13 protein-coding genes are annotated in these 11,700 nt (G+C 71.6%); 5 read left to right on the top strand and 8 right to left on the bottom strand.

Going from position 1 to position 11,700, the window contains the following annotated elements:
* Positions 1-31: 31 nt before the first annotated feature.
* On the bottom strand, positions 32-682 hold the full coding sequence (locus OHT77_RS41780) for a GntR family transcriptional regulator (RefSeq protein WP_328833579.1): 651 nt from the start codon (positions 680-682) through the stop codon (positions 32-34).
* A gap of 104 nt (positions 683-786) precedes the next feature.
* The gene (locus tag OHT77_RS41775; RefSeq protein ID WP_328833578.1) at positions 787-1,641 is read right to left on the bottom strand and encodes a LysR family transcriptional regulator; all 855 of its coding nucleotides are present in this window, start codon (positions 1,639-1,641) and stop codon (positions 787-789) included.
* A 68-nt stretch (positions 1,642-1,709) separates the two neighbouring features.
* Between OHT77_RS41775 and OHT77_RS41770 the strand changes: the two genes are divergently transcribed.
* A complete protein-coding gene (locus tag OHT77_RS41770) occupies positions 1,710-2,606 on the top strand; it encodes an EamA family transporter (protein WP_328833577.1) in 897 nt (298 codons plus the stop codon).
* A gap of 163 nt (positions 2,607-2,769) precedes the next feature.
* On the opposite strand, the gene OHT77_RS41765 is transcribed toward OHT77_RS41770, so the two are convergent.
* Positions 2,770-3,060 (bottom strand): hypothetical protein, encoded by a 291-nt coding sequence (locus OHT77_RS41765; protein WP_443048182.1) that lies wholly within the window; start codon positions 3,058-3,060, stop codon positions 2,770-2,772.
* Positions 3,061-3,786 (bottom strand): response regulator transcription factor, encoded by a 726-nt coding sequence (locus OHT77_RS41760; RefSeq protein WP_328833576.1) that lies wholly within the window; start codon positions 3,784-3,786, stop codon positions 3,061-3,063.
* 370 nt (positions 3,787-4,156) lie between these two features.
* On the opposite strand from OHT77_RS41760, the gene OHT77_RS41755 reads away from it, so the two are divergent.
* The 4 genes from OHT77_RS41755 (at position 4,157) to hemC (ending at position 8,782) form a co-directional block, all read left to right on the top strand.
* The gene (locus tag OHT77_RS41755) at positions 4,157-5,347 is read left to right on the top strand and encodes a sensor histidine kinase (RefSeq protein WP_328833575.1); all 1,191 of its coding nucleotides are present in this window, start codon (positions 4,157-4,159) and stop codon (positions 5,345-5,347) included.
* 22 nt (positions 5,348-5,369) lie between these two features.
* The gene (locus OHT77_RS41750; protein ID WP_328833574.1) at positions 5,370-6,014 is read left to right on the top strand and encodes a response regulator transcription factor; all 645 of its coding nucleotides are present in this window, start codon (positions 5,370-5,372) and stop codon (positions 6,012-6,014) included.
* 151 nt (positions 6,015-6,165) lie between these two features.
* Entirely contained in the window at positions 6,166-7,728 is a 1,563-nt protein-coding gene (locus tag OHT77_RS41745; RefSeq protein ID WP_328833573.1) for an MGH1-like glycoside hydrolase domain-containing protein, read from the top strand.
* A 118-nt stretch (positions 7,729-7,846) separates the two neighbouring features.
* Positions 7,847-8,782: a hydroxymethylbilane synthase gene (gene hemC / locus OHT77_RS41740; protein WP_328833572.1), complete on the top strand. Its 936-nt coding sequence runs from the start codon at positions 7,847-7,849 to the stop codon at positions 8,780-8,782.
* Positions 8,783-8,819: 37 nt separating this feature from the next.
* Here hemC and OHT77_RS41735 read toward each other — a convergent pair whose 3' ends face one another.
* The 4 genes from OHT77_RS41735 to OHT77_RS41720 all read right to left on the bottom strand — a co-directional run bounded on the left by OHT77_RS41735 (position 8,820) and on the right by OHT77_RS41720 (position 11,669).
* Positions 8,820-9,335: a hypothetical protein gene (locus OHT77_RS41735; protein WP_328833571.1), complete on the bottom strand. Its 516-nt coding sequence runs from the start codon at positions 9,333-9,335 to the stop codon at positions 8,820-8,822.
* Between the two features lie 189 nt (positions 9,336-9,524).
* On the bottom strand, positions 9,525-10,385 hold the full coding sequence (locus OHT77_RS41730) for an ABC transporter permease (RefSeq protein ID WP_266775009.1): 861 nt from the start codon (positions 10,383-10,385) through the stop codon (positions 9,525-9,527).
* Positions 10,345-11,217 (bottom strand): ABC transporter ATP-binding protein, encoded by an 873-nt coding sequence (locus tag OHT77_RS41725; protein WP_328833570.1) that lies wholly within the window; start codon positions 11,215-11,217, stop codon positions 10,345-10,347. Before OHT77_RS41725 ends, OHT77_RS41730 begins: the two co-directional genes overlap by 41 nt.
* A complete protein-coding gene (locus OHT77_RS41720; RefSeq protein WP_328833569.1) occupies positions 11,214-11,669 on the bottom strand; it encodes a MarR family winged helix-turn-helix transcriptional regulator in 456 nt (151 codons plus the stop codon). Before OHT77_RS41720 ends, OHT77_RS41725 begins: the two co-directional genes overlap by 4 nt.
* Positions 11,670-11,700: the final 31 nt, after the last annotated feature.

The following is an 11,700-nucleotide window of genomic DNA, read 5'->3' as shown; positions in this document are numbered from 1 at the left end:
GCCCGTCCCCGGTGTGCCGGTTCGCGGCGCGTCAGTCGCGCAACGCCTCGATCACACTGGCGAGATGGGCGCGGACGGCCGCCTCGGCCGCCTGTGGGTCCCTGGCCGTGATCGTCTCGATCATCGCCAGATGCTCGTTCAGGGACTGCTGCGGACGCCCCGGCCGCAGCGCCAACTGGAAGCGGTGACGCACCAGTTGGGCATTGAGCCGCTCCAGCAGGGTCACGGCCGTCTGCTGGCCGGAGAACTCCCGCACCTTGTCGTGGAGTTCGTGGTTCAGCTCGGAGTAGGTGACGGGCTCGCCGTCGGCCACGGCCTTGGTCATGGCCCGGCCCAGGTCCGCCAGTTCGGCCAGCTGGTCGTCGCTGGCCGCGACGGCCGCCTTGGCCGCGCACAGTCCCTCCAGGACCATGCGGCACTCCGTGATGGCGACCGCTTCCTCCACGGTCACCACCCGCACCCGGGAACCCCGGTTGCGGATCCGCTCGACCAGTCCTTCGGCCGCCAGATCGATCAGTGCCGCGCGGATGCTGGCCCGCGTCACATCAAGTTGCTCGGCGAGCTCGTTCTCCACCAACCGCTGTGCCGGTGCCATGTCGCCGTGCAGGATCGCCTGCCGCAGCTGCGTGAGCGCATGCTGCTTGGCCTGCTCCCCGGTGCTCGGACGGGCTTCTTTCGGCATCGTTGCCCTCCCTGAGTGAGTGCCTGTCGAACCTAAATCTAGCCAAACAAGATTGTCAACAATTTTGTCCGCCGTATTGCAGGCATGCTGCCGCCCCGGGTGACTCAGGGCTCGCGGTAGAGCGCGGTGAGCAGTTCCAGCACGGCCTGGGCGGCGGGGTGCGGATCGTCCTTCCACCAGGCGAGGCGTACGGCGATCGGCTCGCCGTCGCGCACCGGGCGGTAGACGATTCCGGGGCGCTGGTACTGGTGGGCGGTCGCCTCGGCGGTGACGCCGACGGTGCGGCCGGTGGCGATGACGGTGAGCCAGTCGTCCACGTCGTGGATGTCCTCGGTGGCGGGCCGGGAGTCGGGCGGCCACAGGTCGGCGGTCGTGGTGCCGGTGCGGCGGTCGACGAGGAGGGTGCGCCCGGTGAGATCGGCCAGCCGGACCGAGCGGCGCCGGGCGAGGGGGTCGTCGGAGGCCATGGCGCACAGCCGTCGCTCCAGCCCGACGATGACCGACTCGAACCGCCGGTCGTCGAGCGGTCGGCGGAGCACGGCCAGATCGCAGGCGCCCTCGCCGAGCCCCGCGGTGGCCGAGTTGACGCGGACCAGGTGCAAATCGGTGTCCGGGTGCGCGCGGCTCCAGCGGCGCTGGAAGGAGAGGGTGTGCCGGCCGAGCGCCGACCAGGCGTAGCCGACGCGCAGATGGACATGGCCGGAGGTGGCGTCCCGGACCAGGTCGTCGACCTCGGCGAGCACCCGCCGGGCGTGCGCGACCACCCGTGCGCCGGTGCTCGTCGGGGTGACCGAGCGGGAGGTGCGCCTCAACAGCCGTACGCCCAGGTCGCGTTCGAGCGAGGCGAGGGTGCGGGAGACGGCCGCCTGGGAGACGCCGAGGGTGGCGGCGGCGTCGGTGAAGGTGCCCTCGTCGACGATCGCGACGAGGCAGCGCAGCTGTCGCAGCTCCGGATCCATGAGTCCAGCGTATAGATCTTCTCCCGAATGCATTTTGCGCAAGTGCCGACCGGGCGCACGATCGGAGCATGTCCGGAGCCTCCGCAGCGACAACTCCCGTGCCCACCACGGCACCTGGCGCCCCGCGGCCGTCCCGCGTGGGTCCCGCCGGGATCGCCACCATGGCCGGCAGCGGGCTCTCGAACCAGACCGGGGCCGCGATCGGCTCGCTCGCCTTCCCGGTCATCGGGCCGGTGGGGGTGGTCGCGGTGCGTCAGTACGTCGCCGCGGCCGTCCTGTTCGCGGTGGGCAGGCCCCGGCTGCGGGAGTTCACCTGGCGGCAGTGGTGGCCGGTGCTGCTGCTCGCCGTGGTGTTCGGGACGATGAACCTGTCCCTCTACACGGCGATCGACCGCATCGGGCTCGGACTGGCGGTGACGCTGGAGTTCCTGGGGCCGCTGTCCATCGCTCTCGCCGCCACCCGGCGCCGCGTGGACGCCTGTTGTGCGCTGATCGCGCTGGCGGGGGTGGTGACGCTGATGCGGCCGCGACCCTCGGCCGACTATCTGGGCATGGCCCTCGGGCTGCTGGCCGCCGCGTGCTGGGCGTCGTACATCCTGTTGAACCGGACCGTCGGCAGGCGTCTCCCCGGCGCACAGGGGTCGGCCGCCGCGGCCGGGGTGTCCGCGCTGATGTTCCTGCCGGTCGGGATCGTCGTCGCGGTCCGGCATCCGCCGACGCTCTCGGCGGCCGCGTGTGCGGTGGCGGCCGGGGTGCTGTCGTCGGCGGTGCCGTACCTGGCCGACCTGTTCACCCTGCGCAAGGTGCCGGCTCCGGCGTTCGGGCTGTTCATGAGCGTCAATCCGGTGCTCGCCGCCGTGGTCGGGTGGATCGGCCTGGGGCAGCGGCTGGGCTGGGCGGAGTGGGCGGGCATCGGTGCCGTGGTGGTCGCGAACGCGCTGAGCATTCTCACGGCGCGGGACTGAGACGCCCACCCCTCCGCCGTCGCCGCCCTGGCCGGCCGTGTCGACGAGCATGACGTCGGGCCGGCTGAAGGCCTGATCCTCGACCAGCGCGTCCACTTGGCCAGGTCTTCGACGGCGCCCCAACCGGCCACGTGCGCGCGGAAGTTGTCCCTACGGCACTGTGTCAGCCGGGGCCGAGCATCCGGGCGAACTCGGGATCGGTGCGCCGGTTGCCGCGTACGTCGACGGAGGACGGGGTGCGCTGGAGCCCGTACAACTGCCGTGCGTCGCGCCCGAGATGGGGCACGAACTGGATCGCGGTGGCGCCGGTGCCGATGAGTCCGACGCGCTTGCCGGCGAGGCCGGTCAGACCGCCGTCCGCGTCGCCGCCGGTGCAGCCGTGGTCCCAGCGGCTGGTGCGGAAGGTGTGGCCGGGGATTGCTCCGCCAATCCCCGCAACCCCCTGGCGGGACACTCACCCCTCGTCGGCCGCCCGTCCGAGCCAGTAGCCGAAGCCCCGGCGGGTGTGGATGAGCGCCGGGCCCTCCTGGTCGACCTTGCGCCGGAGGCGGGAGACGAGTTGCTCCATCGCGTTGTCGCCGCGGAAGTCGCCCCAGACGTATCGGCTGATCTGCTCCTTGGACAGCACCTTGTACGCGTTGACGAGGAGATGGCGCAGCAGCCGGTACTCGGCGGGCGTGAGGTCGAGGGTGCGCCGGCCGCGCCGGGCCTGGCAGGTGGTGTCGTCCAGGACCAGGTCCGCGTAGTGCAGTGCGCCGTCCCGGCCACCGCCCGCCCTGCCGCGCAGTAACACCTGGATACGGGCGAGCACTTCGGCGATCCGGAAGGGCTTGGTGACGTAGTCCCGCTCCCCCGCGCCCAGTTCGGGCAGCAGTTTGTCGAGGGCGTCCCAGGCGGTGAGCAGGAGGACGGGCGGGCGGTGCGTGACGAGCCTGCGGCCCTGCGCGAGGGCGTCCATCTCGGGCAACTCGGCGTCGATGACGACCAGTTCGAACCGCTGCTCCGCGAGCCGTGTCAGCACTTCGGTGCCGCTGCCGGCGATCCTGATCCGGTAGCCCGCCAACTCCAGTGTGGTGGACAGGAGTTCGGCGTTGTCCGGCTCGTCCACGGCGACGAGCAGGTGCTGCCCGCCATCGCGCGCGAGCGATCGCGTCTCGCTGATGCCGCCGTAGGTGGACATGCACGCCATCCTACCGTCCTGCTTGCCTGACTCAAGCAAATCCATACCGTTGCCTGACTCAAGTAAGTCGCATATGCTTGCCTAACTCAAGTAAGGTCACCGTAAGGCGGCCGCGGGACAGCAGGTGCGCGACCGAGCCCTCGCCTCCGGAGCCGGGGCGCCTTGAGCGGACGAGCCCCCTCGCCGTCTCCCGCACGCTTTCCTCGCGCTCGAGCAGATGTGGACCCTGGCTGACGTGTTGCCCCGACGATTCCGGCGCCCGCCCGGCGCCGCGAGGGAGCGGTCCCCCCGCCCGGCGGTGGACCGCGCCGCACCCGCGCCCGGCGGTCCGCTCCCCCTCGCCCGGACGGATGCGCCTAACCTGATCTTCATGCGCGCCACCGTGCGGCAGGCCGGCCGGGCGACGGTCCAGCTGGTCGTCTCCGCCGCGATGACCTTCGGGTCGTACATCTTCATCACCGTGCTCCTGCTCACCGCGATCGCCACGGCCACGGTCGTCGGCGCGTTCATGCTCCCCGAGACGGTGCTGCTGATACGGCGCATCGCCGGGGCCAAGCGGCAGCAGGCGGGCGGGTGGACGGGCCGGAGGATCCCCGAGGCGTACCAGCCGCTCACCGGCACCGTCCGCGAGCGGCTGCGCACGGCGGTCCGCGACCCGGGCACGCTGACCGACTTCCGCTGGATGGTCGCCTACTACGCCTACGGCACGCTGCCCGTGCTGATGCTGCCGCTGTGGCCGCTGGGTCTGGTCGTCGACGGGGTGTGGTGCGGGCTGCTGCGCCGCCGGGCCGTCGTCCTGCCGCTCATCGGCCGGCTCGCGGATCTCGACGCGCACTGGTCCACCGTCCTGCTGAAGCCCTCACCGAAGGCCCAACTAGCCGTGCGCGTCGAGGAGTTGACGCAGACCCGGGCGGGCGCGATCGCCGCGCACGGCGCCGAGCTGCGCCGGATCGAACGCGATCTGCACGACGGCACCCAGGCCCGGCTGGTCTCCCTGTCCCTGCGCATCGGGCTCGCCAAGCGGGCCTACGACCAGGACCCGGAGGCGGCGCGCCGGATGCTGGACGACGCGCAGACGCTGGCCGAGGAGGCGCTGACGGATCTGCGGCACGTGGTGCGGGCCATCCATCCGCCGATCCTCACCGACCGCGGCCTGGTCGGCGCGGTCCGCGCGCTCGCCGCCGGCAGCGCGCTCGACGTCACCGTGACCGTGGACGGGCTGATCGACGGCCACGACGGGCCGCGCGCCCCGGCGGCCGTGGAGGCGGCGGCGTACTTCGTGATCGCCGAGTCGCTGACCAACGCGGCGAAGTACAGCGGCGCCGACCGCGCCGACGTCCACCTCGCCCGTGCCCGCACCGGACTGCGTGTCCAGGTGCGCGACGAGGGCCGGGGCGGAGCCGGTGGGCCCTCCCAGGCTGCCGGCTCTGAGGGAGAGGCGGGTGGTTCGGGGCTGCTCGGTATGCGGCGCCGGGTCGCCGCGCTCGACGGAAGCATGACTGTGACCAGCCCCGTGGGGGGACCTACCGTGATCGAAGTGGAGCTGCCGTGCGTCTGGTGAACGTGGTCGAGGCGGAACTGACGTGAGAGTCGTGATCGCCGAGGACAACGCCCTGCTGCGGGAGGGCCTGGTCCTGTTGCTGACCTCCGCGGGGCACGAGGTCGTGGCCGTCGCCGGCAGCGGGCCCGAGGTGCTGCCCGCGCTGCTCGAACACCGGCCGGACGTGGCCGTCCTCGACGTCCGGATGCCGCCCGGCTTCCGCGACGAGGGACTGCGGGCCGCGCTGGAGGCACGGGAGCGCATCCCGGGACTGCCGGTGCTGGTGCTCTCGCAGTACGTCGAGGAGTCGTACGCCGCCGAGCTGCTGGGCGTCGGCGCGAGCGGGGTCGGCTATCTCCTCAAGGACCGGATCGGGCGCGTGGACGAGTTCCTCGACGCGCTGGACCGGGTGGCGGCCGGCGGTACCGCGCTGGACCCCGAGGTGGTGACCGAGCTGCTGACCCGGCGGCGCGATTCACCGCTGGACTCGCTGACCCCGCGCGAGCGCGAGGTGCTGAAGCTGATGGCGGAGGGCCACGACAACACGACGATCGCGGAGACCCTGGTCGTCACGGAACGCGCGGTCAGCAAGCACATCGGCAATGTGTTCCTGAAGCTGAGCCTGCCGCCGAGCGACAGCGGACACCGGCGGGTGCTGGCCGTGCTGGCGTATCTGCAGAACGTGTGAGCCACGGCGTGTGACCCGGGTCGTGGCGGCCGCCTCCGGAAGCCACCGCAACCGTGTTCGACCCCGGCGCCCGACGCTACCGCCGAGGGGGCACCATCGTTCTCAGGGCTCCCGGGATCATCTCGACCCCGGAGGCCCGAGAGGACGGAACGTGGCAGCTGAACGCGGGATCTCACGGCGGGCGCTTCTGATCGCGCTGGCCATCGCCGGGGCGACGGCCGTCCCGGCGGGTGCCCAGGGCCCGGCCCCCGGGAACGGCTACACCATGCCCACCCTCACCTTCGACGACCAGACCGTCCAGCGCCGCCTCGGCACCGTCCACGCGTCCGCGCTCCGTTCCGTGTCCGGCGCGAACACCATCGGCGCCGACCGCGCGGTGTACGACCGCTCCGGCCTGCTGTCCTATCCCCCGGGCACGGTCGTGCGGGCCGGCGGCGGTTATCCCGCGCCGCAGCGCTGGACCCGGGACGCGGCGGTCAACGCGTGGAGCGGGGTCAGCCTTCTCGCGCCGGACGTCGGCCGCAACACGCTGTGGTCCGTGGTCGACCGGGCGCGGGACGGGCTCGTCGTCCAGCAGGACAACCAGTGGTGGGACCAGATCGTGTGGGTGCTGGCCGCCCACCACCACTACCTGGTCACCGGCGACCGTGACTTCCTCGCCCGGGCCTACGACACGTCCGCACGCACCCTCGCGGCCCGCCGCGCCGAGCACTTCGACCCGTCGTTCGGCCTCTTCGCGGGCCCGGGCTTCATGAACGACGGCATCTCCGGCTACCCCAGCCCTCCCGCGTCGAAGTCCGTGCACTCCTCGTTCGTCCTCGACCACCCGCACGCCGCGAAACTCATGTGCCTGTCGACCAACTGCCTCTACTACGGCGCCCATCAGGCCCTCGCCGCCATGTCGGAGGCCCTCGGCCACCCCGTGCAGGCCGCCTCGTTCCGCTCCGACGCGGAGCACCTCCGTACGGCGATCGACCAGCACCTGTGGCGCGCGGACGCCGGGACCTACGGCTACCTCGTGCACGGCGAGGGCCCCCTCGCCGGACGCCTCGACACCTCGCAGGAGGGCGCGGGCCTGGCCCTCGCGATCCTCCTCGGCGTCGCCGACAGCCGGCGCGCCGGTCAGATCCTGGACTCCACGCACTGGCAGCCGTACGGCATCGTCAACGTCTGGCCGCACTTCCCTCGCTTCGACGACCGGCATCCCGGACGGCACAACGTGATGGTCTGGCCGATGGTCCACGGCCTCTACGGCCAGGCCGCCGCCGACGCGGGCCGCAGCGAGCCGTTCGCCCTCGCCGTCGACACCCTCGCCGACCTGGTCACCGCGAGCGGCGGCTTCTACGAGCTGTACGACTCGGTGACCGGCAAGGTCGACGGTGGCTGGCAGGGCGGCGCGAGCGGGCACGCGGACCACTTCGTGTCCCAGCCGGACCAGACCTGGTCGGCGACGGCGTACCTCCGCCTGATCCACGAGGGCCTTTTCGGCCTGACCTTCACGGACGACTCGCTACGGCTGGCCCCGTGCCTGCCGTCGGCCTGGGGGCCGGTGAGTCTGCGCGGGCTGCGGTACCGGGGCATGACGCTGGACGTGCGGCTGAGCGGCGGTGGAGGCCGGGTGGAGTCGTGCACGGTCGACGGGCTTGCCGGTGACCCCGTCGTCGCGGCGGACGGACAGGGGCATCACACGATCGAGGTCGCCCTGAAGTCCTAGAGCGTGCCCCGACGGGCCTGGGAGGTCCCTGGGCCGCCTGTCCGGAGATGGGCCTGAAGCAGTCGCCAGGTGCACCCATCGGTCAACGCGGACATGCCGGACGGTCTATCGTGTCCGCATGTCCGTGCCCGAACTGATCCGTATCGTCTCCCGTGACTCGCCCATGGCGCTGGCCCAAGTGGAGCGGGTCCGCGCCGAGTTGGCCGTCCTTCATCCGCAGGTGCGCACCGAGGTCGTACCGGTGAAGACGACCGGCGACAAGTGGATGGGCGATCTCGCCCTGGTGGAAGGCAAGGGGGCGTTCACCAAGGAGGTGGACGCCGCGCTGCTCGCCGGTGACGCGGACCTCGCGGTGCACTGTGTGAAGGACGTGCCCGCCGACCGTCCGCTCCCCGCCGGTACGACGTTCGCCGCCTTCCTGAAGCGGGACGACATCCGTGACGCCCTGATCCACCCGGGCGGCCTGACCCTGGACGAGCTGCCGCCCGGCACCCGCGTCGGCACCTCCTCGGTCCGCCGGGTCGCCCAACTCGCCGTCACCCACCCCGAGTTGGAGTGCGTGCCGTTCCGCGGCAACGTCAACCGGCGGCTGGAGAAGCTCGCGGCGGGCGAGGCCGACGCGCTGCTCGTCGCGATGTCGGGCCTGGAGCGCATCGGCCGGACGGACGTGATGACGGAGGTGCTGTCCCCCGAGGCGATGATGCCGCCGATCGGCGCGGGCATCCTCGCCCTGCAGTGCCGCGAGGGCGACACCGACGTCATCGACACGGTCAGCGGACTCGGCCACCCGGAGACGCACCGCGAGGCGACCGCCGAGCGCATGTTCCTGCACGTCCTCCAGGGCCACTGCAACAGCCCGATCGCCGGCTACGCCAAGGTCGACCGCAGCGGCGAACTCTCGCTGCGCGCCTGCGTGTTCACCCCGGACGGCAAGACCCGGCTCAACGCCCACGAGTGGGCCGGGCGGCTCGACCCGGCGACGCTGGGCACGTCGGTGGCGGTGGCGCTGCTGCGGCAGGGCGCCCGCGAGATCATCGACGGCATCCCGCACTGACGTCTCAGGGCCGGGAGGTCCAGGGAGTACCGCAGGCTCAGGGGGTACCCGGCTCCGCCTGGTCCCTGAGGAAGTTGCTCACCTGGTGTGCCAGGCCGTCCCGTCCGACCCCGGCGGCGACGGCCGCGTCGCACAGGCCGATGCCGCCCGCCCACAGCCGCCGCTCGGTCCACTCCTCCTCCACCCGCAGCTGGATCTGTACGTCCACCTGCTTCAGGGAGTCCTCCGCACCGGCCGCGTACACGACGGCGGTGGCGCGGCGCAGCGGATAGACGTCGAAGCCCTCGATGAACTGCGAGCTGCGCCAGTCGATGAAGGCGCTCTCGCCGTCCGGACCCACCCTGACGTCGATCTGACCGTCCTCCAGGTGGATGCCGTAGTGCCGCGCGCCGCGGTTCTCGACGGTGACACGGAGCGTGAAGTAGGTCAGCCCTTCGGCCGCGTCGTCGCGTCCGCGTGGCGGCTCGGCGGCGGCCAGGCTGTGGACGCGGACACGCAGACCGGCATGTTCGTCGTACTCCTGCCAGTCCCCGACCACGTTCGGCTCGTACACAGTGCACCCTCTCGACCTCAGAGAGCTGCTTCCTATCTGTGTGCTCAGCGCACTGTCAAATGAGCAGAATGCGCTGTGGCCAGCGTTTTCGTCCGCTTGATCACTGATCAAGCCGTGCGCAGGAGAAATCCGCTTTCCGGCCGTCGAATCCTGGTCGGGGGCGTGCCGCACATCACGTCGCCGGCAAGATCACCGGGCGAGCCGTCCGAGCAGGGAGGAGGCGGCCGCGATACCGAGTGCGGCGGCCACCAGCAACACCGCGAAGTCGGTGCCCACATGGGACGGGGTACCGAGCAGCAGCCCGCGCAGCGCGTCCACTTCGTAGCTCAGCGGGTTCACCTTGCTGACCGCCTGCAGCCAGCCCGGCATGATCGCCACCGGGTAGAGGGCGTTGGACCCGAAGAACAGCGGCATGGTGATCGCCTGGCCGAAACCCATCAGCCGGTCCCTGCTGAGCACGATGCCGGCGATGGTCATCGACAGACAGGAGAAGAAGGCCGAGCCGAGGATCACGATCGCCCCGACGCCGATCAGCTTCAGCGGGTTCCAGGTCAGCGCGACGCCGAGGAGCGCGGCGATGACGACCACGACGACGGCCTGGATCAGCGACTTCACCCCGGCCGCGAAGGCCTTGCCGGTGATCAGTGCCGAGCGCGGGGTGGGGGTGACGAGGAGCTTGTTGAGGATGCCCGCGTCGCGTTCCCAGATGATCTGGATGCCGTAGAAGATGGCGATGAACATCGCGGACTGGGCGATGATGCCCGGGGCGAGGTAGTCGATGTACGGAATGCCGCCGGTGGGGATCGCCTTGATGCGGGTGAAGGTCTGGCCGAAGATCAGGAGCCAGAGCGCCGGTTGGACGGCCCGGGTGTACAACTCGGTGCGGTCGTGCCGGAGTTTCTGGAGTTCGACGGCGCACATCGCGATGACGCGGGCGGGCAACAGGCGCCATCCGGCCCGGGGTTGGGGCGGGGTCAGGAGAAGGTTCAGGCCGTTCTCGGTGGCGGGGTCAGCCGACACGGTTCGCGGTGCGGCGGGTGCTTCGGACATCGCGGAAACCTCCTGACTGGTCTTCGAGACCGCTGCCGGCTATGTCCCGGAAGACGTCTTCGAGGGTGGGCAGCGGATCGGTGGCGGGCGCTCCGTCGGCGCGGCGGCGTTCGCCGAGGCCCTCGCGGAGCTGCTCGGGGGTGCCCAGGGCGCGGATGCGGCCGCGGTGCATGAGGCCGACGCGGTCGCAGTACTGGTCGGCCTCGTCCATGTAGTGGGTGGTGACCAGGACGGTCATGCCGGTGGCCTCGCGCACCGCGTTGATGTGCTCCCACACGCTGGTGCGGGCGATCGGGTCGAGGCCGATCGTGGGCTCGTCGAGGATGAGCAGGCGGGGTGCGCTGACCAGGGCCTGCGCGAGTTCGAGGCGGCGGACCATGCCGCCGGAGTAGGTGTTGGCGAGCCGGTCGGCGGCGTCGGTGAGGTCGACGGCCCGCAGCGCCTGGGCGACGCGTGCGGCGCGCTCCTTGCGCGGCACGTCGAAGACGCGGGCGAAGAGGGCGACGTTCTCGCGGCCCGTGAGCCCGCTGTCGGCGGACAGCTGCTGCGGGACGTAGCCGAGCATGCGCCGTACGGACATCTGCTCCTTGGCCGTGTCGTGGCCGAAGACGTGGACCATGCCCGCTGGGACCGGCAGGAGGGTGGTGATACAGCGGATCGCCGTGGTCTTCCCGGCACCGTTGGGGCCGAGCAGGCCGAAGACCTCGCCCTCCCCCACGGACAGGTCGAGCCCGTCCACCGCGGTCGTCTCGCCGAAGGAGTAGGTGAGCCGGGTGCAGCTGACGGCTGCGGACCGCCCGGTGTCGGTGGCAGCGTCGATGGACGGCGTCATGATTCCTCGGCCTCCTCGTGCAGATTCACGGCCAGTTGGTGCAGGGCCGGGATCGCCGCGCGCAGCGCGTCCCGGTCCGCCTGGTCGAGACGGTCCACCTGGCCCCGGACGAGGGCCGCGCGCCGCGCGTGCCAGTCGCCGAGCCGGGTCTTGGCCGCCTCGGTGAGCTGGAGGCGGGCGGCGCGCCGGTCGGCGGGGTCCGTCCCGCGGATCAGGAAGCCGTCCTTGACGAGCTGGTTGACGAGCGTCGACACCGAGTTGCTCGCGAGGAACAGCTCCTTGGCCGCGTCCGAGATGCCGATGCCGGGCCGGACCTCGACCAGGCGCAGCAGTTCCACTTCGGCGCCGCGCAGCCGCGGCAGGGTCATCTCGCTGCGCAGTCGCCTGCGGATCAGCCGCTGGACCCCGACGAGCGCGTCGGCCAGTTCTTCCGGGAAGTTCTCCGTCTCCACACTCCTGAGATTACCTCTTTAGCAGAGGTAA

The organism is Streptomyces sp. NBC_00252 (assembly GCF_036187565.1).
Classification (GTDB): domain Bacteria; phylum Actinomycetota; class Actinomycetes; order Streptomycetales; family Streptomycetaceae; genus Streptomyces.
This window is presented reverse-complemented; position numbering and strand designations above follow the sequence as displayed.